This is a genomic window from Kribbella sp. NPDC002412 (genome assembly GCF_053592935.1).
Map to the genome: position 1 here is coordinate 150,116 of NZ_JBSFBL010000009.1, position 25,100 is coordinate 175,215.

The 25,100-nt window shown below is 69.4% G+C and carries 22 protein-coding genes; 14 read left to right on the forward strand and 8 right to left on the reverse strand.

What is annotated here, in order from left to right:
* The first annotated feature begins 22 nt into the window (after window positions 1-22).
* The 6 genes from ACWCOV_RS10330 to fdhD all read left to right on the forward strand — a co-directional run bounded on the left by ACWCOV_RS10330 (window position 23) and on the right by fdhD (window position 7,148).
* Window positions 23-517 carry an NAD(P)H-dependent oxidoreductase subunit E gene (locus ACWCOV_RS10330; RefSeq protein WP_449828934.1) on the forward strand — a complete coding sequence of 165 codons (495 nt, stop codon included), beginning with the start codon at window positions 23-25 and terminating at the stop codon, window positions 515-517.
* A complete protein-coding gene (locus ACWCOV_RS10335; RefSeq protein ID WP_449828935.1) occupies window positions 514-2,034 on the forward strand; it encodes a formate dehydrogenase beta subunit in 1,521 nt (506 codons plus the stop codon). The genes ACWCOV_RS10330 and ACWCOV_RS10335 overlap by 4 nt, the downstream gene beginning before the upstream one ends.
* Complete coding sequence (gene fdhF / locus ACWCOV_RS10340) at window positions 2,031-4,844, forward strand: formate dehydrogenase subunit alpha (protein ID WP_449828936.1); 2,814 nt, start codon at window positions 2,031-2,033, stop codon at window positions 4,842-4,844. Before ACWCOV_RS10335 ends, fdhF begins: the two co-directional genes overlap by 4 nt.
* On the forward strand, window positions 4,841-5,059 hold the full coding sequence (locus tag ACWCOV_RS10345; RefSeq protein WP_449828937.1) for a formate dehydrogenase subunit delta: 219 nt from the start codon (window positions 4,841-4,843) through the stop codon (window positions 5,057-5,059). The genes fdhF and ACWCOV_RS10345 overlap by 4 nt, the downstream gene beginning before the upstream one ends.
* 170 nt (window positions 5,060-5,229) lie before the next feature.
* The gene (locus ACWCOV_RS10350; RefSeq protein ID WP_449828938.1) at window positions 5,230-6,333 is read left to right on the forward strand and encodes a molybdopterin molybdotransferase MoeA; all 1,104 of its coding nucleotides are present in this window, start codon (window positions 5,230-5,232) and stop codon (window positions 6,331-6,333) included.
* Complete coding sequence (gene fdhD / locus ACWCOV_RS10355) at window positions 6,321-7,148, forward strand: formate dehydrogenase accessory sulfurtransferase FdhD (protein WP_449828939.1); 828 nt, start codon at window positions 6,321-6,323, stop codon at window positions 7,146-7,148. Before ACWCOV_RS10350 ends, fdhD begins: the two co-directional genes overlap by 13 nt.
* Here the strand turns inward: fdhD and ACWCOV_RS10360 are convergent.
* Both ACWCOV_RS10360 and ACWCOV_RS10365 read right to left on the reverse strand, forming a co-directional pair.
* Window positions 7,145-7,573, reverse strand: a complete 429-nt coding sequence (locus tag ACWCOV_RS10360) for a MerR family transcriptional regulator (protein WP_449828940.1) — start codon at window positions 7,571-7,573, stop codon at window positions 7,145-7,147. The two genes, fdhD and ACWCOV_RS10360, sit on opposite strands and share 4 nt — an antisense overlap.
* A 43-nt stretch (window positions 7,574-7,616) precedes the next feature.
* Window positions 7,617-8,651: an aminotransferase class V-fold PLP-dependent enzyme gene (locus tag ACWCOV_RS10365; RefSeq protein WP_449828941.1), complete on the reverse strand. Its 1,035-nt coding sequence runs from the start codon at window positions 8,649-8,651 to the stop codon at window positions 7,617-7,619.
* A gap of 87 nt (window positions 8,652-8,738) precedes the next feature.
* On the opposite strand from ACWCOV_RS10365, the gene ACWCOV_RS10370 reads away from it, so the two are divergent.
* Together ACWCOV_RS10370 and ACWCOV_RS10375 are read left to right on the forward strand one after the other, a co-directional pair.
* Window positions 8,739-9,782, forward strand: a complete 1,044-nt coding sequence (locus ACWCOV_RS10370) for an aldo/keto reductase (RefSeq protein ID WP_449828942.1) — start codon at window positions 8,739-8,741, stop codon at window positions 9,780-9,782.
* A gap of 123 nt (window positions 9,783-9,905) precedes the next feature.
* Complete coding sequence (locus ACWCOV_RS10375; RefSeq protein WP_449828943.1) at window positions 9,906-10,046, forward strand: hypothetical protein; 141 nt, start codon at window positions 9,906-9,908, stop codon at window positions 10,044-10,046.
* Here ACWCOV_RS10375 and ACWCOV_RS10380 read toward each other — a convergent pair.
* Both ACWCOV_RS10380 and ACWCOV_RS10385 read right to left on the reverse strand, forming a co-directional pair.
* Window positions 10,043-11,185, reverse strand: coding sequence for an MFS transporter (locus ACWCOV_RS10380; RefSeq protein WP_449828944.1), 1,143 nt, complete (start codon window positions 11,183-11,185; stop codon window positions 10,043-10,045). The two genes, ACWCOV_RS10375 and ACWCOV_RS10380, sit on opposite strands and share 4 nt — an antisense overlap.
* Window positions 11,182-11,682: a MarR family winged helix-turn-helix transcriptional regulator gene (locus tag ACWCOV_RS10385; protein WP_449828945.1), complete on the reverse strand. Its 501-nt coding sequence runs from the start codon at window positions 11,680-11,682 to the stop codon at window positions 11,182-11,184. Before ACWCOV_RS10385 ends, ACWCOV_RS10380 begins: the two co-directional genes overlap by 4 nt.
* A 105-nt stretch (window positions 11,683-11,787) precedes the next feature.
* On the opposite strand from ACWCOV_RS10385, the gene ACWCOV_RS10390 reads away from it, so the two are divergent.
* The 5 genes from ACWCOV_RS10390 (at window position 11,788) to arfA (ending at window position 17,512) form a co-directional block, all read left to right on the forward strand.
* Window positions 11,788-12,828 (forward strand): LacI family DNA-binding transcriptional regulator, encoded by a 1,041-nt coding sequence (locus ACWCOV_RS10390; RefSeq protein ID WP_449828946.1) that lies wholly within the window; start codon window positions 11,788-11,790, stop codon window positions 12,826-12,828.
* An 89-nt stretch (window positions 12,829-12,917) separates the two neighbouring features.
* Window positions 12,918-14,198 carry an extracellular solute-binding protein gene (locus ACWCOV_RS10395; RefSeq protein ID WP_449828947.1) on the forward strand — a complete coding sequence of 427 codons (1,281 nt, stop codon included), beginning with the start codon at window positions 12,918-12,920 and terminating at the stop codon, window positions 14,196-14,198.
* Window positions 14,199-14,213: 15 nt separating this feature from the next.
* Window positions 14,214-15,161 (forward strand): carbohydrate ABC transporter permease, encoded by a 948-nt coding sequence (locus ACWCOV_RS10400; protein ID WP_449828948.1) that lies wholly within the window; start codon window positions 14,214-14,216, stop codon window positions 15,159-15,161.
* Window positions 15,158-15,985, forward strand: coding sequence for a carbohydrate ABC transporter permease (locus tag ACWCOV_RS10405; protein WP_449828949.1), 828 nt, complete (start codon window positions 15,158-15,160; stop codon window positions 15,983-15,985). The genes ACWCOV_RS10400 and ACWCOV_RS10405 overlap by 4 nt, the downstream gene beginning before the upstream one ends.
* A gap of 30 nt (window positions 15,986-16,015) precedes the next feature.
* The gene (gene arfA, locus ACWCOV_RS10410) at window positions 16,016-17,512 is read left to right on the forward strand and encodes an arabinosylfuranosidase ArfA (RefSeq protein WP_449828950.1); all 1,497 of its coding nucleotides are present in this window, start codon (window positions 16,016-16,018) and stop codon (window positions 17,510-17,512) included.
* On the opposite strand, the gene ACWCOV_RS10415 is transcribed toward arfA, so the two are convergent.
* Both ACWCOV_RS10415 and ACWCOV_RS10420 read right to left on the reverse strand, forming a co-directional pair.
* Window positions 17,496-17,948 (reverse strand): GNAT family N-acetyltransferase, encoded by a 453-nt coding sequence (locus ACWCOV_RS10415; protein ID WP_449828951.1) that lies wholly within the window; start codon window positions 17,946-17,948, stop codon window positions 17,496-17,498. The two genes, arfA and ACWCOV_RS10415, sit on opposite strands and share 17 nt — an antisense overlap.
* Window positions 17,949-17,965: 17 nt before the next feature.
* Window positions 17,966-18,679 (reverse strand): siderophore-interacting protein, encoded by a 714-nt coding sequence (locus ACWCOV_RS10420; protein ID WP_449828952.1) that lies wholly within the window; start codon window positions 18,677-18,679, stop codon window positions 17,966-17,968.
* 89 nt (window positions 18,680-18,768) lie between these two features.
* On the opposite strand from ACWCOV_RS10420, the gene ACWCOV_RS10425 reads away from it, so the two are divergent.
* A complete protein-coding gene (locus tag ACWCOV_RS10425; protein WP_449828953.1) occupies window positions 18,769-21,354 on the forward strand; it encodes a GNAT family N-acetyltransferase in 2,586 nt (861 codons plus the stop codon).
* Here ACWCOV_RS10425 and ACWCOV_RS10430 read toward each other — a convergent pair.
* Complete coding sequence (locus tag ACWCOV_RS10430) at window positions 21,316-21,846, reverse strand: hypothetical protein (RefSeq protein WP_449828954.1); 531 nt, start codon at window positions 21,844-21,846, stop codon at window positions 21,316-21,318. The genes ACWCOV_RS10425 and ACWCOV_RS10430 overlap by 39 nt on opposite strands.
* A complete protein-coding gene (locus ACWCOV_RS10435; protein WP_449828974.1) occupies window positions 21,846-24,653 on the reverse strand; it encodes a zeta toxin family protein in 2,808 nt (935 codons plus the stop codon). The genes ACWCOV_RS10430 and ACWCOV_RS10435 overlap by 1 nt, the downstream gene beginning before the upstream one ends.
* Window positions 24,654-25,100: the final 447 nt, after the last annotated feature.

Below are 25,100 nucleotides of genomic sequence, written 5' to 3' on the forward strand. Positions count from 1 at the left end.
CGGGCGACGGAATGTTGTATACATGACGAGTGAGGTCGTGGCCGCCGCCCCCGTCCCGGTTCCCGGGCGTGCCCAGCGAGTGCGCGAGATAGCCACCGAACTACGTGGGCTCCGCGGGGCGCTGATCCCGATCCTGCACGCGATCCAGGAGGAGCTCGAGTACGTCGACCAGGGCGACGTCCCGGTCGTCGCCGACGTCCTGAACATCGCCGTGGCCGAGGTCCACGGCGTCGTCACGTTCTACAAGGACTTCCGTCGTACGGCGGCCGGACGCACGACCGTGGCGATCTGCCAGGCGGAGGCGTGCCGGTCGGTCGGCGCGGTTGCGCTGGCCGAGCACGCGAAACGCAGTACCGGCTGTGGGTTCGGTGAGACGACGGCGGACGGGCAGCTGACGCTGGATGAGGTGTTCTGCTTCGGCAACTGCGCACTCGGCCCGGCGGTCCAGGTCGGCGGCAAGCTGCACGGACGGGTCACGCCAGCCCGGCTCGACGCGATCCTCGGGGAGGCCCGATGACCAAGGTGTACGTCCCCAAGGACTCCGCCGCGCGGTCGGTCGGCGCCGACGAGGTCGCCGAGCGGATCACCGCAATCGGCGGCGCCGAGGTCGTCCGGACCGGCTCCCGCGGCATGCTGTGGCTGGAGCCGATGGTCGAGATCGAGACCCCCGAGGGCCGTGTCGGCTACGGACCCGTCGCACCCGAGGACGTGGACGGACTGGTCGCGGCCGGGATGCTGCGCGGCGAGGTCCGCGACATCGGCGCGTACCTCGGCCTGGTCGAGGAGCTCCCGTGGATGAAGCGGCAGCAGCGGCTCACGTTCGCCCGCGTCGGGGTGATCGATCCACTCTCCACCGGCGACCACACGTCGTACGGCGGAAATGCGGGCCTGAGGCAAGCACTCTCGATGACCCCGGCCGAGGTGGTCGAGACCGTGGTCGACTCCGGCCTGCGCGGTCGCGGCGGCGCCGGATTCCCGACCGGGATCAAGTGGCGGACCGTGCTCGGCGCGGAATCGGACCTGAAGTTCGTCTGCTGCAACGCGGACGAGGGTGACTCCGGCACGTTCGCGGACCGGATGCTGATCGAGGGCGACCCGTTCACGCTGATCGAGGGGATGACGATCGCGGCGTACGCGGTCGGCGCGACCGAGGGCTACGTCTACCTGCGCTCGGAGTACCCGGACGCGGTCGCGACGCTGAAGGCTGCCATCGAGATCGCCCGGAGCGAAGGCTGGCTCGGTGCGAACATCCTGAGCTCGGGACTGACGTTCGATCTGCACGTGCGCGTCGGCGCCGGCGCGTACATCTGCGGTGAAGAGACCTCGATGCTGGAGAGTCTCGAGGGCAAGCGCGGCACGGTCCGGGCGAAGCCGCCGATCCCCGCGCTGGAAGGACTTTTCGGCCGTCCGACCGTGGTGAACAACGTGTTGTCGCTGGCAACGGTCCCGACGATCCTGGCGCATGGCGCCGAGGCCTACGCGTCGTACGGGATGGGCCGCTCGCTCGGCACCAGCGTCTTCCAGCTCGGCGGCAACGTCGCCCGCGGCGGCATCGTCGAGACTGCCTTCGGGATCACGCTCGGCGAACTGGTGAACGACTTCGGCGGCGGCACGTCGTCGGGACGCCCGGTGCGGGCCGTCCAGGTGGGCGGCCCGCTCGGCGCGTACCTCCCGGTCGAGCAGTTCGACCTGCCGATGGACTACGAGGCGTTCGCGGCCGCCGGCGCGATGGTCGGGCACGGCGGGATCGTGGTGTTCGACGAGAGCGTGGACATGGCCGCGATGGCCCGGTTCGCGTTCGAGTTCTGCGCCGCCGAGTCGTGCGGCAAGTGCACGCCCTGCCGGGTCGGCGCGGTCCGCGGCGTCGAGACGATCGACCGGATCGTCGCCGGTGACGACCGCAAGAAGAACCTCGTGCTGCTCGACGACCTGTGCGAGTTGATGACCGACGGCTCCCTCTGCGCGATGGGCGGGCTGACCCCCATGCCCGTCCGCAGCGCTGTCCGCCACTTCGGAGAGGACTTCCAGGCATGACCCTGCTCAAGGAACCCGACTACGGCACTCCCGCCCGCGACGGCGCAGCCACGATCAACCTGACCGTCGACGGGGTGACCGTCGCCGTTCCACCGGGTACGTCGGTGATGCGCGCGGCCAAGGAGGCCGGCCTGGACATCCCGAAGTTGTGCGCGACCGACAGTCTCGAGGCGTTCGGGTCCTGCCGGCTGTGCGTCGTGGAGATCGACGGCGTGCGCGGCACGCCGGCCTCCTGTACGACGCCCGTCGCCGACGGCATGGTGGTCCGGACCCAGAACGAGCGGCTCGGCAAACTGCGTCGCGGCGTGATGGAGCTGTACATCTCCGACCACCCGCTCGACTGCCTGACCTGCTCCGCCAACGGCGACTGCGAGCTGCAGGACATGGCCGGCGTCACCGGTCTTCGCGAGGTCCGGTACGGATCCGGTGTCGAGGCCGGCGCCAACCACCTGGACCTGCCGACCGACACCTCCAACCCGTACTTCGACTTCGACGCGTCCAAGTGCATCGCGTGTTCACGGTGCGTCCGGGCGTGTGACGAAGTACAAGGAACTCTTGCACTGACCATCGAGGGCCGCGGATTCGACTCCAAGGTCGCGGCGGGTGCGGGCGTCTCGTTCTTCGAGTCGGACTGTGTGTCGTGTGGCGCGTGCGTGCAGGCTTGCCCGACCGCGACGCTGCAGGAGAAGTCGGTCGTCGAGCTCGGCATGCCGACGCGGTCGGTCGTCACGACCTGTGCGTACTGCGGTGTCGGCTGCTCGTTCAAGGCCGAGCTCCGCGGTGACGAGCTGGTCCGGATGGTGCCGTACAAGAACGGCGGCGCGAACGAGGGCCACTCGTGCGTGAAGGGCCGGTTCGCCTTCGGGTACGCCAGCCACCCGGATCGGGTGCTCGAGCCGATGGTGCGCGACACCACCGCGGACGAGTGGCGGAAGGTCTCCTGGGACGAGGCGATCAGCTTCACCGCCCGCCGGCTGCGCGAGCTCCAGGCCGAGCACGGACAGGGCTCGATCGGCGCGATCACCTCGTCGCGGACGACCAACGAAGAGGTGTACGCCGTCCAGAAGATGGTCCGCGCGGTGTTCGGCAACAACAACGTGGACACCTGCGCCAGGGTCTGCCACTCGCCGACCGGGTACGGCCTGAAGCAGACCTTCGGCGAGTCGGCCGGCACCCAGGACTTCAAGTCGGTCGCGGAGGCCGACGTGATCCTGGTGATCGGCGCCAACCCGACCGACGGGCACCCGGTGTTCGCGTCCCGGATGAAGAAGCGGCTCCGCCAGGGCGCCAAGCTGATCGTCGTCGACCCGCGCCGGATCGACCTGGTCCGCTCGCCGCACATCGAGGCCGCCCACCACCTGCAGCTGGCGCCCGGCACCAACGTCGCGATCATCAACGCCTTCGCGCACGTCGTGGTCACCGAGGGCCTTGTCGATCGTTCTTTTGTCGACAATCGGTGTGAGGACTTCGAGACCTGGGAGTCGTTCATCGCCCAGCCCGAGCACAGCCCGGAGGCGGTCGCCGACATCACCGGCGTACCGGCCGAAGAGATCCGCGCGGCGGCCCGGTTGTACGCGACCGGCGGCAACGCGGCGATCTACTACGGTCTCGGCGTCACCGAGCACAGCCAGGGCTCGACCATGGTGATGGGCATGGCGAACCTCGCGATGTCCACCGGCAACATCGGCCGGCGCGGCGTCGGCGTGAACCCGCTGCGCGGCCAGAACAACGTGCAGGGTTCCTGCGACATGGGTTCGTTCCCGCACGAGCTGCCGGGATACCGGCACGTGTCCGACGACGGCGTACGCGAGGTGTACGAGCAGCTGTGGGGCACGCCGCTACTGAACGAGCCCGGTCTGCGGATCCCGAACATGTTCGACGCCGCGATCGACGGATCGTTCAAGGCGCTGTTCGTGCAGGGTGAGGACATCGCGCAGTCCGACCCCAATACGCAGCACGTGTTCGCGGCCCTCGGTGCGCTCGACCTGCTCGTCGTACAGGACCTGTTCGTCAACGAGACGGCGAAGTTCGCGCACGTGCTGCTGCCCGGTACGTCGTTCCTGGAGAAGGACGGCACGTTCACGAACGCGGAGCGCCGGATCAACCGGGTGCGGCCGGTCATGGCGCCGAAGACCGGGAAGCAGGAGTGGGAGATCGTCTGTGAGATCGCCCAGCAGATGGGTTACCCGATGCACTACGATTCAGCGAGCCAGATCATGGACGAGATCGCGCTGACCACCCCGACGTTCATGGGGGTGTCGTTCGAGAAGCTGGACACGATGGGCTCGATCCAGTGGCCGTGCAACCTCGAGCACCCGGACGGGACGCCGATCATGCACGAGGACGAGTTCACCCGGGGCAAGGGCAGGTTCATGGAGACCGTGTACGTGCCGACCAGCGAGCGGTCGACCCGGAAGTTCCCGCTGATCCTCACCACCGGGCGGATCCTGTCGCAGTACAACGTCGGCGCCCAGACCCGCCGGACGGCGAACGTCGCCTGGCATCCCGAGGACATCCTCGAACTGCATCCGCACGACGCCGAGGTCCGGGGCATCGAGGACGGCGACACGGTCGCGCTGTCGAGCCGGGTCGGCCGGACGACGCTGCACGCGAAGCTGTCCGACCGGATGCCGGTCGGGGTCTGCTACACGACGTTCCACCACCCGGTGAGCGGAGCGAACGTGGTCACCACCGACAACTCGGACTGGGCGACGAACTGCCCCGAGTACAAGGTGACCGCCGTCCAGGTCGACCTGCTGACCCAGCCGGCCACCACCACCGCCGAGCGCGAGGCGGTCGGCGCCAGATGACCAGCACCCTCCCGCCGTACGTCCGGCTGGCGAACGAGATCGCCGTCCAGTTCGCCCACCGCCCTCCAGCAGACGCCGCCACGGCCATCGCCAACCACATGAAAGCCGCCTGGGACCCCCGCATGAAAAAGGCGTTGATCGCCCACGTAGCAGCAGGAGCCGAAGACCTGGACCCAGTAGCAGCCCTGGCAGCCCAACAACTGGCAACCAAGTGACACAACCTGACAACACCCGGGAACCGGGGAACGCCTCGGAAGTGGGGATCGGCAGCCAGCGGGCTCATCCTGAAGGCCTTGGCCTTCGGGTGCGGCGGCATGCTGTAGCTGTGTTGCCGTGGGATGTGGCGCGGGAGTTGGCGCATTCGGCTGGGGTGCCGGGGGCGGCGGTGTCTCGGGGGTTGGGTGAGGCTGAGGGTTGTGTGTTGGCTACTCCGTTGGTGGCGCCTGGTGCGGTGCCGCCGGTGGATCGGGCGGCTATGGATGGGTTTGCGGTGTGTGGTGTGGGGCCGTGGCGGATTGTGGGGCATGTGGGAGTCAGCTCCACAGCGGCCACGGGGCTGAGGGACGGGGAGGCGTGCAGTATCACGACCGGGGCCGCGGTTCCGAGCGGTGCGACCTCGGTGGTGCGGGATGAGGACGCGCTTCGGGTCGGTGAGTTGGTGCACGGGCCGGATGAGCCCGGCCAGCACATCAGGCGGGCGGGCGAGGAGTGCCAAGCGGGCGAGATGTTGCTGCCCGCCGGCGTAGTTGTGGACCCGGCAGTGCTCGGCGTGGCCGCGTCAGTGGGCCTCAACCGCCTGACGGTCATCCCACAACCACGTGTCGCAGCCATCGTCACCGGCGACGAGCTGGTGCACCGAGGCGCGTCCGGACCAGGCCGCGTACGCGACGCCATCGGCCCAATGCTCCCCGGCCTGATCACCCGGGCCGGCGCCCAAGCCTCCCCCGTCACCCACCTACCCGACGACCGTACGGCGCTCATCGACACCCTCCGGTCCACCGACGCCGAGCTCATCCTCGTGTCCGGCTCATCGGCATCCGGACCAGCAGACCACCTACGACCAGCACTGTCCGCGCTAGGCGCCGAGCTGATCATCGACGGCGTCGCCTGCCGCCCCGGTCACCCGCAGGCCCTCGCACGCCTCGCCGACGGCCGCCTGATCGTCGGCCTACCCGGCAACCCGTTCGCCGCCCTGACCGCCTTCCTCACCTTGGGCGTCGCCGCGATCCTCCGCATGCGGGGTCTCCCCCTCCCAACGTTGCTGGTCGCCCCAGTACCAGGCGGGCTGCCATGCCACCCCCGCAGTACCCGGCTCGTCCCCGTCCGCGTCACCGCACAAGGCGCCGTACCGCTCGGGCATGGTGGGTCCGCGATGCTGCGCGGCGTCGCCGCAGCTGACGCGCTCGCCGTGGTCGACCCCGGCCCGGCCGAGGCGATCGCCGCGCGATTGCTGCCACTCGATCCAGGAGCGCGACCATGGGCCGTCTGATCGCACGTCGTCCGGTACTGCGACTTGGCCCGGCGGGCGACCGCAGTCGCCCGGACTCGATCGCCGTCGAGGAACCACTGGAGCTCCGCGTCGACGGCAAGCCCCTCGCGGTCACCATGCGAACCCCCGGCCACGACGTCGAGTTGGCGCACGGCTTCCTGCACACCGAGGGCGTGATCGGCAGCTCCGACGACATCCGCGACGCCCGGTACTGCGATTCGGTCGACGACGCAGGCCGCAACACCTACAACGTCCTCGACGTGCGCCTCGCGCCCGGCGTCCCGCCACCAGTGACCGGCGTCGAGCGCAACTTCTACACCACCTCGTCCTGCGGCGTCTGCGGCAAGGCGTCGCTGGACGCGGTACGCCTGAAGACCCGCCACTCCCCGGCCGACGACCAGGTGCGCGTGCCGTACGACGTGCTGAAGGACTTGCCCGACGCACTCCGCGAGCGGCAGCAGGTGTTCGACCGCACCGGCGGTCTGCACGCGGCCGGCCTGTTCACGGCCACCGGCGAGCTCCTCGTCGTACGCGAGGATGTCGGCCGCCACAACGCCGTCGACAAGGTGATCGGCTGGGCCGTCCTCGCCGGTCACATCCCGGCCCGCGCCTGCATCCTGATCGTCTCCGGCCGTACGTCGTTCGAGCTCGCCCAGAAGGCGGTCATGGCCGGCATCCCCGTCCTGGGCGCCGTCTCGGCCCCGTCGTCGCTCGCCGTCGACCTCGCGCACGAGTCCGGCCTCACCCTGGCCGGCTTCATCCGCAACGGCACGATGAACGTCTACGCCCACCCCGACCGCATCACGGTGGACTAGGACGCGGCGGAGTCGGTGCTGCTGGACGGCGCCACCCACAGGCAGTCGGCGGTGCCGGCGGCCAGGTGGCGGCTGTAGACGTCGACCTTGTGGGTGATGACGCTCAGGCAGTCGGTGAGCTCCTGGATCTGCGCGGTGACGTGTTCCTGGTGGCTGCGCAGCAGGGCGAGCCGGTCCTGCTCGTTGCCCGGTCCCTGGCGGACCAGGTCGGTGTACTTGCGGATGGTGTCCAGCGGCATCCCGGACGAGCGGAACTTGATGCACATGCCGAGCCACTCGACGTCGTCCTCGGTGTAGACGCGCCGGCCGTTCGACTCCCGCCGTACCGGATCCGCGAGCAGGCCCTCGCGCTCGTAGAACCGGAGGGCGTGCACGCTCAGCCCGGTCCGTTCCGCAACCTGTCCGATGCTCAGTCCCGTGCTCATACGCGGCACCCTAACCCGGACCTAGACCACCCTCTAGCTGTTTTTACAGCAGCGGTTTGAGCGCCGTGAGGGCCTGATGTACGTCGGCCGTCGTCGTGTAGATGTGGAACGACGCCCGCAGCTTCCCGCCCCGGACGGCCGCCCGGATCCCGGCCGCCTCGAACGCCTCCTGGGCGCCGGCGAGGTCGGTACTGACGATGGCCGAGCCGGACGGCGGCAGGCCGAGCCCGGCGCGGAACTCGTTGGCCAGCTCGAGGTTGTGGCGATGGATCGTCTCGACGCCGATCTGCTCGATCAGCTCGAGTGCGGGCGCCGCACCGACGAAACTGAACCACGCCGGCGACTGGTCGAACCTCCGTGCGCCCGGAGCGAGATCCATCTCGGCTCCGTAGTACGAGCCGTGCACCGTCCGGCCGGCGTACCATCCGGCGGCCGACGGGCGGCACCGCTCCTGGAGCCGCGGCGAGAGGTAACCGAGCGTGGCCCCACGAGGCGACATCAGCCACTTGTAGGTGTGCGCGACGAGCGCGTCGACGCCGTCCACGGTCAGCGGCAGCCAGCCGAGCGCCTGGCTCGCGTCGATCACCAGCAGCGCGCCAGCTTCCTTGCTGGCAGCAACAACCGCGGCGAGGTCGAGGACGGCGCCGGTCGACGACTGCACCGCGCTCACCGCGACCAGGTCGATCCCGGGCCGGATCGCCGCCACCAGCTGATCACCCGGTACGGCGATCAACTCGACGCCGCGGTCCTCGTGCACCTTCCACGGGAAGACGTTCGACGTGAACTCCACGTCGTCGGTCAGCACCTTGGCGCCGTCCGGCAACGCGGCCGCGATCGGCGCCATCGCAGCGGAGACCGTGCTGCCCACGAACACGTCGGCCGGGTCGGCTCCGACCAGCCGGGCGAACGACTCCCGGGACCGGGTCGTCGACTCGTCCCACGGCTCCCAGCTCGTCGCGCCGACCCGCCAGTCGGCCAGCGCAGCCTGCAACGCCTCCCACGCGACCCGCGGCGGCAAGCCGTACGACGCCGTGTTCAGCCAACCGGGCTCCGGGTCCCACAACTCTGCGAAGTCCACGTCCCCACAGTACGGGCGGCTTGACCTAGACAGCGCTCTAGCTTCTAGCGTTCGAGACACCAGATCCGGGAGCTAGGAGCAGAGTAGATGCGTTATCGCACGCTGGGTGGGACCGGGATCGAGGTCAGTGCGCACTGCCTCGGGACGATGATGTTCGGCGCGGTCGGCAACCCCGACCACGCGGACTGTGTCCGCATCATCCACGCCGCCCTCGACCAGGGCATCAACTTCGTCGACACTGCCGACATGTACTCCCGCGGCGAGTCCGAGCAGATCGTCGGCAAGGCGCTCAAGGGCCGCCGGGACGACGTCGTGCTGGCGACGAAGGTGCACTTCCCGCTCGAGGACGGGTCACGGAACCGGAGTGGGAACTCGAGGCGGTGGATCGTCCAGGGGGTGGAGAACAGCCTGCGCCGGCTCGACACCGACTGGATCGACCTGTACCAGATCCACCGCCCGGACTACAGCACGGACATCGAGGAGACGCTCTGGGTGCTGACCGACCTGGTCAGCCAGGGGAAGATCCGCGCGTTCGGGTGCTCGACGTTCCCGGCCGAGGACATCGTGAACGCCTACCATGTGGCGGAACGGCGTGGGTACGGGAAGTTCCGGACCGAGCAACCGCCGTACTCGCTGATCGCGCGTGGCATCGAGCGGTCGCTGCTGCCGACCGCCAAGCGGCTGGGGATGGGCGTGCTGACTTGGAGCCCGCTGGCGTCCGGGTTCCTGTCCGGCAAGGTGCGCAAGGACCAGCCGGTCGACCTGAGCACCGGGCGTGCGGCGCTGACGCCGTTCCGGTTCGATCCGTCGATCCCCGGGAACGCGGCGAAGTTCGACGCGGTCGAGCAGCTGATCGAGGTTGCCGAGGGCATCGGTTGTACGCTGCCCGAGCTGGCGCTGGCGTTCGTCACCACGCATCCCGCGGTGACGTCGGTGATCAGCGGCCCGCGCACGATGGAGCACCTGGACGGTCTGCTGAAGAGCGCCGACCTGACGCTGGACGACGCCACCCTGGACCGCATCGACGAGATCGTGCCACCGGGCACCGACCTCTACCAGCCGGACGGCGCCTGGCGGCCGCCATCCCTCACCGATGCGACTTGGCGCCGACGGCCCCCGGCGGACCGCTGATTTTCAAACGATGGAGATCGGGCACAGGGGTGGCAGAACCGCTGAAGAGATGTGAGGACGATGGGACTGCCACAGTCCATCCGCAACGCTGCGGAACCTTGGACGACAAAGGAACTGCGTAAGTTGAAGGAACTGGCCGCCGACAACCTTCCACCCTCGGTGATCAGCCTCCGCCTCGGCCGCCCGGAGTCGGCCATCCTGAGCAAGGCCCTCCAGGCCGGCATCAAGCTCACTCCGCTGTACCGCCCGCCGTACGGCGCCTAACCGCGCCGCAGCGGCACCATCGCCACCGCTCCCGCGGTGGCGCAACTCAGTGCGGACACCGCGAGGATCGCCGCCGGCGACACGTGGTCGACCGCCACCGCGCCCACCGCGGCACCCAGCGGGAAGGCGATCGACAGCAGCGCACGCTGCGTGCCGAACATCGCGCCGTGACTCGCCGGATCGGCCCAGCGCTGCAACGCCGTCGCCTCGATCGCGGAGTACGGCCCCCACACCGCACCCGACACCAGGAAGATCGCCGCCGCGGCAGGCAGGCTGTCGGTGAGGACGATCGGGAGCGTGACGAGCCCCCACACGAGCGCGCCGCCCGCATTCACCACCCCGGGCCGCCGGTCGGCCAGCCAAGGGGCGAACGGCAACGTCGCCAGCGCGGCTGCACCGAACAGGACCCACAGCAGCGTGTAACCACCAACCCCGCTGCCCAACTGCTCCCGCGTGAAGTGGGGCAGCACGGAGTCGAAGGGCCCGTAGGTGAAGTAGTACGCCACCGACAACCCGATCAGCCCGATCACCCGCCCCGACACCCAACCGGCCCGCGCCTCAGCCCGGCGAGGCACCCCAGTACGACGAGGCAGCCGTACGGCGATCGCGGCAACGCCGATCAACATCACCAGCGGCACGAGGAACGCCCGCCCCGGACCCAGCAGTGCGAGCGCGGGGCCCGCCAACGCCGCCCCCAGCAGCATCGGCAACTGATCCCCCAACCCCAGCAGGGCATTCGCCCGTGGCAACAGGTCGTCGTCAACCAGCCGCGGCACCAACGTCCGCGCCGCCGCATAGCTGAGCGGAGTGGTCGCACCAGCCACCGCACACAACCCCAGCACGACCCAGAGCGCGAACTGCTGCCGCCAACCAACAACCACGAGTGCGCCCATCAGCACAGCCCGTACGACGACGTCGAGCAACAGCATCTGCACCGGCCCGAACCGATCCACGGCACGACCGCCCAGCACACCGCCGACGACCGTAGGCAGCCGGATCGCGACGATCAGCAGCGCAGTCTGCGCACCGGACCACCCCTGGGGCTCAGCGATCCAGAGCAGCACGAACAACAGGAAGCTGTCAGCCGTCGAAGCGAGCGTCCACGCACTCGCGAGGCTGATGAGCGGGCGTCGGGTCATGGCGACGCGCCAACCGATTCGTCGACTGGGCATTCGGTGCAGATCGGCCAGTTGCAGAGGCGGCAGGTGGAGTCGGCTTCGGTGCGTGCGCGAGCGGTTCGCCGGAGCGCGGTGGCGAGGAGGTCGTTGAACCGGCGCCGCTCGGCCGGCGTCAACCCGTCGAGCACTTCATGCCGAGCCTGATCCCGGGCGGAGTTCCAGCTCGCCAGCAGGTCGGCGCCGGCCGCGGTCAGGCTGAGCTCCAGAACCCGGCCGCTTCGGGCGCGATCGACGTACCCGAGTCGCTCCAGGCGGTCGATCAGGCGGACGGTGCCGGACTGGGTGAGGCCGATCCGGCTCCACAACCAGTCGGCCGAGCAGCCGTCGTGGCTGGCGATCAAGGTCAGTGCCGCGAGGTCACGCAGAGCGACCCCCGGAGGCGCGGCCGCCGCGACTGCTGCCGACAACGCATCGTGACTGCGCAGGGTCCAGGCGGCCCAGACGTTCGACTCAGACATGATTCAGTCATATGACTTGCTCATATGTTCGCGCCAGCCTGAGCGTGTCGGCCGCGTGCATTACGGTGTGTGGGAACCAGGACCGGGTGACGAGGGGGTGATGCCGTGGCGGTGACGATGCGGGACGTGGCGCGGCATGCCGGGGTCTCGCCGAAGACGGTCTCGAACGTGATGAACGGGTACCCGTACATCCGCGAGGAGACCCGGACCAAGGTGCTCGCCTCGATCGATGCCCTCGGCTACCAGATGAACATCTCGGCCCGGAACCTCAAGTCCGGCCGGACCGGCATCATCGGCCTGGCCGTCCCGGAGCTGAGCAACCCGTACTTCGCCGAGCTGGCCGACGCCGCGATCGCGGCCGCCGGCGAGCACGGCCTGACCGTGATGATCGAGACCACCGGCGCCAGCCGCGAGCGCGAGCTGACCGCGCTCGCCCGCCCGCGCGGCCACCTGGTCGACGGCCTGCTCTACAGCCCGCTCGGCCTGGGCCCGGAGGACGTCGACGCGCTGCGGACCTCGACACCGATGGTGCTGCTCGGCGAGCGGATCTTCCACGGCCCGGCCGACCACGTGATGATCGACAACGTCGAGGGCACCAGAGCCGTCGTCCGGCACCTCCTCGACCAGGGCCGGCGCCGGATCGCCGTGATCGGCATCCGCCCCGGCGAGCAGGTCGGCACCGCCGCCATCCGGTACGGCACCTACGCCGAGACCCTGGCGGAGTACGGCGTCCCCGTGCCGGAGGATCTGGCCGTGTCGGGCGGGAAGTGGCGCCGCTCGAGCGGAGCCGACGCGATGGAGGAGCTGCTGGCCGGCCAGGGCAAGTTCGACGCCGTGTTCGCGCTGAACGACACGCTGGCCCTCGGCGCGATCCGGGCGCTGGCCGCGCACGGTGTCCGGATCCCGGACGACGTGGCGGTCGCCGGCTTCGACAACATCGACGAGGCGAAGTTCACCAGCCCGACGCTGACCACCGTCGATCCGGGCCGGACCGAGATCGCCCGGAAGGCGGTCGAGCTGCTGGTGCGCCGGATGGCCGGCGACGACTCCGAGCACCAGGAGATCGTGGCGCCGTACGAGCTGCACGTGCGCGAGTCCACGGCCGGCTTGACCGGTCACGCAAAGCCACCGTCCCCGAAGGGTTGACCGTCCGCGGACCACCCGGCATCATCTCTACACCGATGTACTACACCGATGTAAAAGCCGTGCTCCACCACCGCCAGGAGGACACGAAGATGCTTGACACCCCACCCCTCTCGCGCCGGGCAGTCCTTGGCGGACTGGCCGGCGCGCTCGCGCTCAGCGGCTGCGGCACGCTCGGCGCCAGACCGAAGGTCCGCGAGTGGAACCTGTTCGGCGGCGGCGACGGCGCCCGCCTGCTGCAGATCCACCAGCAGTACGTCGCCGAGCACCCGGACGTCCGGTTCGAGGCGCACACCCTGGCCTGGGGCCCGCCGTTCTACACCAAGCTCGCGATGTCCGCGGCCGGCGGCCGGGCGCCCGAGATCGCCACCCTGCACCTGTCCCGGTTGAAGGGGTTCAGCCCGAGCACGATGCTCGACCCGATCCCGGTCGAGCTGCTGAACGACGCCGGGATCCACGAGGAGGACTTCCTGCCCGCGACCTGGAACCGCTGCGTCGTGGACGGGCAGCTGTACGCCGTACCGCTGGACCAGCACCCGTTCGTCCTCTACTACAACACCGACATCTGCCAGAAGGCCGGACTGCTCGGACCGGACGGCAAGATCAAGCCGGTCAAGGGCGTGGACGCGTTCGTGGACATGATCCGGGCGGCCAAGGAGACCACCGGCAAGTACGGCGCCTCGATCGAGACCACGAACCCGTGGCGGATGTGGTGGACGCTCTACGGCCAGCTCGAGGGCGAGTTCTTCACCGAGGACGGCACCGAGCTGATCATCGACGACGCGAAGGCGCTCGAAGCCCTGGAGCTGATGGCGAAACTCGCCGCCGACGGTCTCGTCCCGCGCTCGGCGAACTACCCGGCCCTGGTGGCCCAGTTCACCAGCGGCGACGTCGGCCTGAGTTTCAACGGGGAGTGGGAGGTGACGACGTACCAGACCGCGAAGATGCCGTTCAGCATGGCGCCGTTCCCGGTCGTGTACGACGTGCCGAAGTATGCCGGTGACGCGCACACGTTCGTGCTGCCGCACCAGTCGAACCGGAGCGCGGACGACACCAAGGCGACGGTCGAGTACATCGCCTGGATGCTCAAGCACAGCGCGGACTGGGCCGCGGGCGGGCACATCCCGGCGTACCAGCCGGTGGTGAAGAGCGAGAAGTACCTGAGCCTCGACCCGCAGGCGGAGTACCGCAGTGTTGCGCCGGACGTGCTGTTCGACCCGGACGCGTGGTTCAGCGGCTCAGGCGCGCAGTTGCAGAACGAAGCCGGCGCCGCGTTCAGCGGGGTGTTCTCCGGCCAGGCGACGCCGAAGGCTGCGCTCGCACAGTTCAAGGCAGCGACTCAGACGCTGCTCGACACCCCGTCCCCGGTCTGACAGGAGGTCACCACGATGGCTGTGCAGACACCACCTCGAGTCACCACCCCTGGTACGCCGTCCACGACGGCGAAACCGGAGACCGGGCAGCCGTGGAAGGAACGCTGGGCGGGACTGTTCTTCGTCGCGCCGTTCCTGCTGCTGTTCGCGGCCTTCCTGATCTGGCCGACGATCTCCGGACTGTGGAACAGCTTCTTCAACACCAGCCTGGCCGGTGTCCAGCAGGAGTTCCTGGGCCTGCAGAACTGGCGGGAGATGTTCGGCGACCCGGCTGTCTGGTCGTCGCTGAAGAACACCCTCGTCTTCACCGCGATGAGTACTCCGCCGTTGGTGGTCATCGCGCTCGTCATGGCCCTGCTCGCCAACCGCCGCGGCCTGCTCGGCTGGCTGCTGCGATTCTCGTACTTCGCTCCGTTCGTGCTGCCCGCGACCGTCGTGACCCTGATCTGGGTCTGGATCTACCAGCCCGGGTTCGGCCTGGTGAACGGTCTGCTGACGGCCGGCGGGTTCGCCGAGATCGACTGGCTGAACACCGAGAACCGGGCCATGCTGGCCGTGGTGATCACGACCGTCTGGTGGACGGTCGGCTTCAACTTCCTGCTCTACCTGGCCGCCCTGCAAGGGATTCCGGCCCAGGTGTACGAGGCGGCCGCGATCGACGGCGCGAACGGTCGGCAGCAGTTGTTCCGGATCACGCTGCCGCTGCTGAGCCGGACCACCGGGCTGATCGTCGTACTGCAGCTGGTGGCGTCGCTGAAGATCTTCGACCAGATCTACCTGATGACGAACGGCGGGCCGAACTACGCGACCCGGCCGATCATCCAGTACATCTACCAGAACGGCTTCACCAACTACCGGATCGGCTACGCGTCGGCGATCTCCTACATGTTCTTCGCGATCATCGTGGTCGTCGCGATCGCGCAGTTCAAGCTGTTCTCCGGCCGGAAGGAGGCCGGCGCATGAGGACCACCTGGACCTTCCCGAAGGTGGCGACCATCGTCGGCGCGGTGCTGCTCGCCGTGGTCTGGCTGGTGCCGTTGCTGTGGGCGCTGGACACGTCGCTCAAGCCGGAGCCGGAGACCACCAGGTCACCGATCACCTGGCTGCCGCAGGATCCGACCATGGACGCGTACCGGAGCGTCGTCGACCAGGGCGACCTGCTGCGCTGGTTCATGAACAGCAGCATCGTGGCCGTCCTGGTGACGGCGCTGACCCTGCTGGTCTCGGTGCTGGCGGCGTACGGGTTCTCGCGGACCAGCTTCCCCGGCCGGCGGGTGCTGTTCGGCCTGATCATCGCGGGCATCCTGGTCCCGCCGCAGGTGCTGATCGTGCCGCTGTTCCAGGAGATGACCGGCCTCGGCCTGGTCGACACCTACTGGGGCATCGTGCTGCCGCAGGTGGTCGCGCCGGTGATGGTGTTCGTGCTGAAGAAGTTCTTCGACGGCATCTCCCGCGATTACGAGGACGCCGCCCGGGTGGACGGCGCGACCCGGTGGCGGATCGTCTGGAGCGTGATGGTGCCGATGTCGCGGCCGATTCTCGTGGCCGTCGGCATCTTCACCTTCATCGGCGCCTGGAACAACTTCCTCTGGCCGTTCATCGTGACCACCGACCCGTCGATGATGACGATCCCGGTCGGTCTCGCCAACGTGCAGGGCTCGTACGGCCTGCGCTACGCCCAGATCATGGCCTCGGCCGTGCTGGGCGGACTCCCGCTGCTCATCGTCTTCGCCCTGTTCCAGCGCCACGTGGTCCGCGGGGTCGGCGACGCGGGCATCAAGGGATAGATCACCATCCATCACGACAGGAGCAACCTGGTGCCCGCTGCCAACATCACCCTCGACCCAGCGTTCACGATCGCGCCGGTGAACCGCCGTACCTTCGGCGCGTTCGTCGAGCATATGGGTCGTTGTGTCTACACCGGTATCTACGAGCCGGGTCACGCCACCGCCGACGAGGACGGGTTCCGCAAGGACGTCCTCGAGCTGACCCGGGAGCTCGGGGTGTCGGTGGTCCGCTACCCCGGCGGCAACTTCGTCTCCGGCTACCGCTGGGAGGACGGCGTCGGCCCGCGGGAGGGCCGCCCGCGCCGCCTCGACCTGGCCTGGCACAGCGTCGAGACGAACGAGTTCGGCCTGGACGAGTTCATCCGCTGGTGCGCCAAGGCCGGCGTCGAGCCGATGATGGCGATCAACCTCGGCACCCGCGGGGTGCAGGAGGCGCTCGACCTGCAGGAGTACGCGAACCACCCGGGCGGCACGGCGCTGTCCGACCTCCGCGAGCAGCACGGCGCGTCGCCGTACGGGATCAAGTTGTGGTGCCTGGGCAACGAGATGGACGGGCCCTGGCAGATCGGGCACAAGACGGCCGAGGAGTACGGCCGGGTCGCGGCCGAGACCGCGCGGGCGATGCGGATGATCGAGCCCGACCTGCAGCTGGTCGCGTGCGGCTCGTCCTCGTCGGCGATGCCGACCTTCGGGAGCTGGGAGCAGACGGTCCTGCGGGAGACCTACGACTTCGTCGAGTACATCTCCTGCCACGCGTACTACGGCAACGACGACGGTGACACCGCCTCGTTCCTCGGCTCGGCGGTCAACATGGACCGCTTCATCGACGCGGTCACCGCGACCGCGGACGCCGTCGGCGCGGAGAAGAAGAGCAAGAAGAAGATCGACATCTCCTTCGACGAGTGGAACGTCTGGTACGGCGAGCGCTCGCGCCGCACCGACGGCCCCGGCGACCAGTGGGAGGTGGCGCCGCGGCGGATCGAGGACGAGTACAACGTCACCGACGCCGTCGTGGTCGGCAACCTGCTGATCTCGCTGCTCCGGCACAGCGACCGGGTCGGCGTCGCCTGCCTGGCCCAGCTGGCGAACGTGATCGCGCCGATCATGACCGAGCGCGGCGGCCCGGCCTGGCGGCAGCCGACGTTCCACCCGTTCGCGATCACCTCCCGGCTCGCAGCCGGCCAGGTGCTGCGGCTGGAGACCGACTCGCCGACGATCAGCACGGCCAAGTACGGCGACATCACGGCGGTCGACGCGGTGGCGACGTACGACGAGGGCAAGCTGGCCGTGTTCCTGGTCAACCGGTCCACCGAGGGCCCGATCGAGGTAACCGTCGACGTCAGCCGTGCCGGCGTCGGCACGGTCGCCGAGGCCGTCATCATCCACGACGACGACCTGCTCGCGACGAACTCCGCCGACCACCCGGACCGCGTCGTCCCGCAGCCGGCCGACGTCAAGCTGGACGACGGCAAGCTCACCGTCACCCTCCCGGCGGTGAGCTGGACCGCCGTCAGCCTCGCCGGCTGAACTGCGTCACGGTGACCCCCGGCGCGATCTCGATCCGCGCGGTCTCGTGGTAGCCGCGGGACTTGTAGAGGTTGATCGCCGGGGTGTTCGCCGTACCGGTCGAGACGATGCTGACCGGTCGCGGCTCGAGCTGGTCGAGGTGATCCAGCAGCGCACGCCCGTGCCCGCGGCGGGCGTGCGCCGGGTCGACGATCAGGCGGGAGATGTCGACCGTGTCCTGGTCCGGGAACTCGTAGGCGACCGCGCCGACCAGGACGTCGCCGTCGTACCGGCCGAGCCAGTGCTCGGTGGACGCCATCAGGCCGTCGAGGTCCTCCTGGAGCGGCGGGATGCCGTCGAAACCGATCAGCTCGGCCTCGACGGCGTACGCGGCGCGCTGGATCGCCAGCACGCGTTCGGCGAGCGCTCGGTCGCTGAGGTCGAGAGGTCTGATCACGCGCGTCAGGCTACTGCTCAGGCGGCCCGCCAGTACCCGAGCGCCTTCACCCGGTGCTTCGGCACCGCGAGATCCTTCAGGACGTACGACGACAGGGTCCGGGTGGTCACGGTGTCGCACGCGATCCAGACGAACGCGTCGGCCGGGTTGTCGCCGACGAACTTGGCGAGCTCCGCCTTCACGCCCTCGACCAGCTCCGGCCGCGGCACCGTGCGCAGGTCGTGATGGTCCTCGATCCGGAACGGCAACTCGTGGTCGGCGTCGTCCGTGGTCTCGAACCAGATCGTCGCCGGCAGCTTCGGCGCGACCGCGAGCAGCGAGTTGATGGCCGGCAGCGACGCCGGGTCGCCGATCACCAGCATCCGCTCCGGCAGCGGGTCCGGCACCTCGAAGCCCGTCCCCTGCACGGTCGCCTCGATGGTGTCCCCCGGCTCGGCCTCGCGGGACCAGTCGCTCGCGCACCCGTCGTGCAGCGCGAACTCCAGGCTGAACGTGCCCTTGCCGGGGTCCGGGTCGACCAGGGTGTACGCGCGCTGGTGCGGCTTGCCGGCGTTGTCGAACCACAGCCGCACCCACATGGTCGGGTGTACGCCGATCGCCTCGAGCAGCCCGCCGTCGGTGAAGTGCACCCGGCGGTAGCGTTCCGTGACCTGTTCGGCGCCGGTCACCGTGAAGGTGAAGTCCTTCCCGCGGAACAGCTTGAGTACGACGCCTTCCCAGCCATGCCTCACTGTTTCCTCCACGCGAGAATGGCCGTTGCGGCCAGATGTAGCTGACTTGTAAGTTAGCGCAGCCTAACCTAACTGAAGCGAGGACTGTAGTGAACGCGAGGGTCTACCGGGACGCGTACGGCGTACCGCATCTGCAAGCGGGAGACCCGTTGGCGCTCGGCTACCTGCAGGGCCTCAACGCAGCGGAGGATCGAGCCTGGCAGCTGGAGCTCGAACGCCGCCGTTTCCTCGGGACGAGCGCGGCGTTCCTCGGCCCGGAGCACGCGCCGTGGGACGTGTTCGCGCGGCAGGCTCGGCTCGCGGACACCGCGCAGCGCTGCTTCGAGGCGCTCGACGACGAGACCCGCGAGTGGATCACGGCGTACACCGAGGGCGTCAACCACGCGCTGCCGGTCGGGGCCAAGCGCGCGCCCGAGTTCGCGCAGACCGGCCTGACTCTCCAGGCGTGGGAGCCGTGGGCGCCGCTCGGGATCTGGCTCGCCGTCCACATCCTGTTCGCCGGCTTCCCGACCAAGCTGTGGCGGACGCACGTCGCCCAGCAGCTCGGCGACGACAACATCGAGCTCTTCTCCTCCGAGGGGCCGCGGACCGCGGGCAGCAACGGCTGGCTGATCCCCGGTTCGCTGACGGCCTCGGGGCAGGCGATCATCGCGGGTGACCCGCACCGGTTCATCGAGAGCCCGGGCATCTACCAGCAGGTCCGGTTGACCTGCCCGGAGTACGACGTCCTCGGCCTCGCCGTCCCCGGGGTCCCGGGGATCGCCCACTTCGGTCACACCGGCCAGGTCGCCTGGGCGATCACCAACGCGATGTCGGACTACCAGGACCTGTACGCCGAGCAGCTCCGGCGGACCGGGTCGACGGTCGAGGCGCTCGGCCCGGACGGGTGGAAGCCGGCCTCGGTGCACACCGAGGTGGTCGAGGTGGCCGGCGCGGATCCGATCGAGATCGAGGTGATCGAGACCGAGCGCGGGCCGGTGATCATCGACACCCCCACGCAGACCATCAGCCTGCGGTACCCGCCGCGGGTGACCGGGCGCCTCGGCTTCGAGGTGCTGCCGAAGTTGCTGCGGGCAACGAGCGTGGGTGAGCTGGATGCAGCGCTGGAGGACTGGGTCGAGCCGGTCAACGTGGTGCTGGCCGCTGATCAGACCGGTGGCCTGTTGCATCGGACCGCCGGTCTGGTACCCACCCGCGATCACGCGAACCGGCTGCGCGTGGTCCCCGCGTGGGAGGCTGAGAGCCAGTGGCAGGGCTGGTACGCCCCGATGCCTCGGGCAACCGTCGACGGTCCGGTCGTGATGGCGAACGCGCGTGAGCTGGCCGCTCCCCTTGGTGTGGAGTTCGCCGCGCCGCATCGGTCCCGGCGGATCGCGGACCTGCTGTCCGCACGCTCCGGGTGGTCGGTGGAGGAGATGCCGTCGGTGCACACCGACACCTACCTCGGCTCCGCGGCCGGCCTGCTGGACATCCTGGCCGGGCTGGACGATCTCTCCGAGGAAGCCGTTGCCCTGCGCACCGAGTTGCTCGCGTGGGACCGTCGGATGGATGCGGCGAGCACAACGGCGTCGTCGTACGCTGCGGTCCGCAAGGCCCTCGTTTCCCGGTTGGCGGATCACTTCACGATGCTTGAAGGAGCGGACGGCCCGGAGGTCTTCGCGCCGTGGATGGATCCGCTCACGCACGTCTCCTATGCGCTGGAGAACCTCCTCGACGCTGAGCTGCCGGCCGTCAACGTGAGCTGGCTGGCGCGGGAGGCGCTCGAGGAGGTGGCCGCACGCAAGCCCCGGCCGCCGTGGGGTGAGACCCACCAGGTCGCGCCGCTGCACATGTTGCGAGGTCCGGTGTTCGCGCCGGGCGAGAAGCCGTTCGATCTCGGCGTGTCCGGCGACCACCACTGCGTGATGTCGACATCGAGCCTGCCCGGCCTGACCGACGTGTGCATCCGCGGTTCGGCGGCGCGCTACGCGTGGGATCTCGCGGATCGCTCGGCCAGCGCGTGGATCGTGCCGATGGGCGCGTCCGGCGTACTCGGGGATCCGCACCACCACGACCAGCTGCCGCACTGGCTTCGCGGCGAGCTGGCACCGGTTCAGGGTGAGCTCGCCCGGATCGAGAAGGGTTTCGCGCAGGACGTCGAGGGCTTCGGCTCGGTGCGGATCGTCGAGGCCGATCCGGCCCGCGACCTGGACCTGATTCATAGCTGGGTGACGGCCGAGCGGGCGACCTACTGGGGCATGGGGCACCTGTCCCGGGACGAGATCGAGGGGATCTACCGCTTCCTCGACTCGGTCCCGACGCACCACGTGTACATCGTGCACCTCGACGGCGCGCCGATCGCCCTGTTGCAGACCTACGACCCACAGGCCGATCCGGTCGGGGCGTCGTACGACGTCCAGGCCGGCGACATCGGGCTGCACTTCCTGATCGCGCCCGGCGACCCGCGCCCGAACTTCACCGGCAACCTGCTGAAGGTCCTCGGCCTGTTCTTGTTCGCCCACCTCGGCCACCCCCGCGTGGTCGTGGACCCGGACGTCCGCAACGACCGCGCCATCGACCGTTTCCTCCGGACCGGCTTCACCACCGGCCCCGAAGTCAAGATCACCCACCCCGACGGCACCACCAAGACCGCCCAGCTAGCCTTCCTCACCCGCGAACGCTTCCTTGGCGCCTAGGTACGTCGCCAGCACCACCTCCAACCGCCCCCGCTGAAACCGCCCCGGCTCGGCGTCGTACACCTGCCGCCCTTCGACCGTCCAGAAGGCGTCCACAGGTACGACGTCCGAGCCGGCCGGAATGAACTTCACCACCTCACCAACCGCCGCGGCCGCCAGCGTCAACGCCTCCGCACCGGTCTCCGGATCATCCGGCGGCAACATGCTCGCCAACTGATCGGCCAGCGCGAGCCAACGCCCGGCGTCCAGCAACTGCGACGGCTCCGCTCCACCGAAGTTGGGGTAACTGCCCCCGGTCTCCCGGGCCGGCAAGCCGAAGAAGTACTCGCGCGCAGCCCCACAGTCCGCACACGTGGCGTCGTACGCACTGACCAGCTCTCCGTCGACCAGGCCGGTCGCGTGCTTCCAGTCCGCCTCCGCCGACCCGCACTCGCAGGGCGTGAGATCCAGGAACAACCGCGCCTCGTCCCTGGTTCTTGCTATCGGCAACATCATTCGGTTCCTCTCAGCCGGTTCTCGATCTTGTCGTCCGCGCCGAACTCACGCCGGTCCGGCCGCGGCTCCGGACGGGCCAGCTCGCGGCCGATCGCGTCCAGCACAGCCTGCTCCACCACGTCGTCCAGTGGTGGCAGGCCGGCGCGTCCGTCCAGGAGCTCGTCGGCCGTCCGCTGGAACTGTTCGCGTTCCAGCGGCGTCGGCGGCCGGTCCCGCTCGGCCACGAACGCCTCCCGGGCGCCGAACTCGCGCTCCCAGTTGCCGTCCGCGTCCTGGTGATTCTCGTAGAGGACATCACCGTCCGGGGTCAGGATGTAGATGTCGTCGACCATCCCGTAGGCCTCCAGGGCGTGCACCGTATCCGGTAGTTCGCCGTACACCAGGTCGTGCCACTCACGCCCGTACCAGGTGCCACCGACGGCGTCGGCATCCCGCGCCCGCTGATAGGTGGCGGCCATTCCGAGCAGGCTCTGGGACTCGTTGGTCGCGACATAGGCGATGCTGACTCGACACCCGTGCGGTTGCAGGGTCGCGATCTGGATCGCCGTGTTGTCCAGCCGCCCGACCGGATGGCGGACGACGACGTCGTACGGCGGATCTGCCTCCAGGAGATGCTCCAGGGTGAAGAAGGCAAGCTCCCGTGGGATGGCTGTGCTGATCAGCTCCTGCCCGACAGTGCCCCAGTCGCGCATGATCTCCGTGTACCGCGGATGCACGGTCTTGTTGTCCTCGCCGTCGAACGACGCCCAGCCGTCGAACTCGAGCGCGGCGAGCAGCCGCGCCTGCGTGGTCCGCAGGTCTGCACCAGGTGGCCCGTCGAGCAGGATGATCCGCGGCGGGGTGCCGGGCGGCCGGCTGGGCGGGATCGGCGGGATCACCTGGAGGTGGCGCTCGACATGAAGCTGGTCCTCCTCGAGCTCCGTGAGCCAGGGGATCGCGGGTGGCCGGTAGCCGCGGGCCTCGATCGCGCGCGCCAGTCCCTCGGCGTCGCGGCGGATCTCGTTCACCGGAACCTTCTTGCGTGCGCTTTCGGCCTCGTACCACTGCCGTACGAGGTAGCGGAACTCGTTGTACTGGGCATCGACACAGGCGTTCTCACCATCGGTGGTCAGCGCGCCGGTGAGCCGCTGGAGCGGTCCCTCGCCGGCGGACGCCAGCTCCTGCAGCGAGTGACTGATCTCGTGCACCCACACCCTGGGCAGCTGGTCTACCGGCACTCCCGGCGCGAACGTCACGACGTGCGGGTCGCTCTCGGTGCCCTCGTGCAGCTCGGTGAAGGCCATTCCACTGTCGACCTCCGCGATCCGGACGCTGAAGTACTGCCGGACGTTGCCCTGCCACACCACCACGGCCCGGCCGCTCCTCGGGTCAGGGTCTCCGGTGATCAGCCCGCCGTAGTCGGACTCCTTGGTCAGAACCGCCGAAAGCAGGCCCATGTCCGGGGTGAGTGCTCCCTCCTCGACGGCTTCCCGATTGACGACGTAGCGCGTTCCGTCGATCTCGGGCGATCGAACTGTCGGAGGTCCATTGCCGATCATTGCCTGGTAGTCGTGCTCGTGCAGCGTCAGGTACGCCTCGGTGCTGGTCGCACCGGGCACCGGGTGTTGCTCGACGACCTGCTCCGATCCGTCGCGGCGGATCCGGGTGCGGGTGAAGTGCAGGTCGTAGTCCACCCGGACCCGCACGGTCACCAGGTTGCCCGTCTCGAATCGGCTGCGTTCGCGCCGCGAGCCCCAGACGTCCGTCGTCGTGTCGGTCAGTTGGTCACCAGCGCCCAAGGTGGCCTTGACCTCGCTCGTTGCCGACAGCGCCTCCTCGCCGGCGACCGGGAGCGGACGTCCCGACGTGCTGCTCGTCGACACCGTCTGCTGAGCGCGACTGACGTCACCCAGCTCGCCCTTGAACGGCCCGGCGACCAGCTCGACGTCGGACACCCGGGCGCGTACGCCGACGTGGACGGTCTCCTGCTTGTACCCGGGCACATGGAGCGGATCGAGTCCGAAACCCTCGTCCGAGGCCATCCGGCTGAAGGTCGCGTGCCGCGCGGACGCCGAGAGCTTGTTCTCCAGCGCGGCCTGGTGCATCCGCACACCGACCGGACCGAGCAGGTCCTTCCGTGCGAGCCATTCGGTGACGACGGCCAGCAGATCCCGCGACTGCACCCGCTTGCTCCCGATTCCTTCGACCACGTACGTCGCCGGCAGCTCGACGGGACCCGGTACGGCGGCTGACGGTCGAGCCGCCGTACCCGTCGAAGAAGGCGCCAACTTGCTCGGGACCAGTTGCACCAAACGGCCTTCGAGGTGTCGTGGGGGCGCCTTGATCACGTTGCCCGCCGGAGCGAGCCCGCGGGCGATGGCGCCGCGGGTCGGCGCCGCGGAGTCGTGGGCGACTTCGATGGTCAGCCGGAGGCCGCGCTCGACGCGGGTGACGCCGTCGAAGGTCGCCATCCGCTCCAGCCGGGTCAGCTGCTCGGCCTCGGTCGTCGACAGGCCCTGGGACTGGTCGGTGCTGATCGCTCCTGATCGTCCGGGGTCGAACGCTGTGTCCAGGTTCGCGTCCGCCGGCGATCCCGCGCCGAACGACCCGTCCAAGCCAAGGCCGCTGGAGCGCCCGTGGTTCCAGGTGTGGCCGCGCTCTTCGTACAGGTAGCGCTGAATGATGGTGACGACGTCGTCGACCGCGCCCAGGTTGTCGGCTTCGTCGGTGAGCTCGGCGCGGATCCGCACCGACACCTGCTTGGCGGTGACGTCACCCGGCCGGCCGATCGGATAGCTCCGGACGAACCCGGTCGAACCGAGCATGTCCTCCAGCCGGCCCCACCAGCGCTTGCCGGCCAGGTCCGCGAACAGGCTCTCCAGCAGGACCGGATCCGGTTGGTTCCGGGTGTCCACGCCCAGGCCGGTCCGGAGTACGTCGTGCACCGCGGACAGCACGTCGATCCCGCTGGTGCTCTCGACCAGGCTGGAGCCCAGGTGCTCCTTGTAGTGGGCCGGGAGCTCGATCTGCTGCCGTGCCTCAGCCTGGAGGAGGGCAGTCTCCAGCCGTGCTTCCGCGGATTGGCCACCGGGCAGGTCCGGCTGCAGCTTCTCTACCAGAACTTGCGCGTTGTGCAGTCGCGCGAGGGCCGGGATCGGTGCCCGGGCAGCGTACGCGCCCCGCAGGTCGGCGCGGTACCGCCGGATCAGGGCGGCGGCGGTCCGGCGGTCGAGCGAGAGGTCGTCGTGGAGGTAGCGCTCGACCGCGTCCGC

Bases quoted from the DNA above. Each gene is read 5' to 3' on its own strand.
- ACWCOV_RS10330 (WP_449828934.1), top strand. From the start codon at position 23: ATGACGAGTGAGGTCGTGGCCGCCGCCCCCGTCCCGGTTCCCGGGCGT.
- ACWCOV_RS10335 (WP_449828935.1), top strand. From the start codon at position 514: ATGACCAAGGTGTACGTCCCCAAGGACTCCGCCGCGCGGTCGGTCGGC.
- fdhF (WP_449828936.1), top strand. From the start codon at position 2,031: ATGACCCTGCTCAAGGAACCCGACTACGGCACTCCCGCCCGCGACGGC.
- ACWCOV_RS10345 (WP_449828937.1), top strand. From the start codon at position 4,841: ATGACCAGCACCCTCCCGCCGTACGTCCGGCTGGCGAACGAGATCGCC.
- fdhD (WP_449828939.1), top strand. From the start codon at position 6,321: ATGGGCCGTCTGATCGCACGTCGTCCGGTACTGCGACTTGGCCCGGCG.
- ACWCOV_RS10360 (WP_449828940.1), bottom strand. From the start codon at position 7,573: ATGAGCACGGGACTGAGCATCGGACAGGTTGCGGAACGGACCGGGCTG.
- ACWCOV_RS10370 (WP_449828942.1), top strand. From the start codon at position 8,739: ATGCGTTATCGCACGCTGGGTGGGACCGGGATCGAGGTCAGTGCGCAC.
- ACWCOV_RS10380 (WP_449828944.1), bottom strand. From the start codon at position 11,185: ATGACCCGACGCCCGCTCATCAGCCTCGCGAGTGCGTGGACGCTCGCT.
- ACWCOV_RS10385 (WP_449828945.1), bottom strand. From the start codon at position 11,682: ATGTCTGAGTCGAACGTCTGGGCCGCCTGGACCCTGCGCAGTCACGAT.
- ACWCOV_RS10395 (WP_449828947.1), top strand. From the start codon at position 12,918: ATGCTTGACACCCCACCCCTCTCGCGCCGGGCAGTCCTTGGCGGACTG.
- ACWCOV_RS10400 (WP_449828948.1), top strand. From the start codon at position 14,214: ATGGCTGTGCAGACACCACCTCGAGTCACCACCCCTGGTACGCCGTCC.
- ACWCOV_RS10405 (WP_449828949.1), top strand. From the start codon at position 15,158: ATGAGGACCACCTGGACCTTCCCGAAGGTGGCGACCATCGTCGGCGCG.
- ACWCOV_RS10430 (WP_449828954.1), bottom strand. From the start codon at position 21,846: ATGTTGCCGATAGCAAGAACCAGGGACGAGGCGCGGTTGTTCCTGGAT.
- ACWCOV_RS10435 (WP_449828974.1), bottom strand. From the start codon at position 24,653: ATGCTCGGTTCGACCGGGTTCGTCCGGAGCTATCCGATCGGCCGGCCG.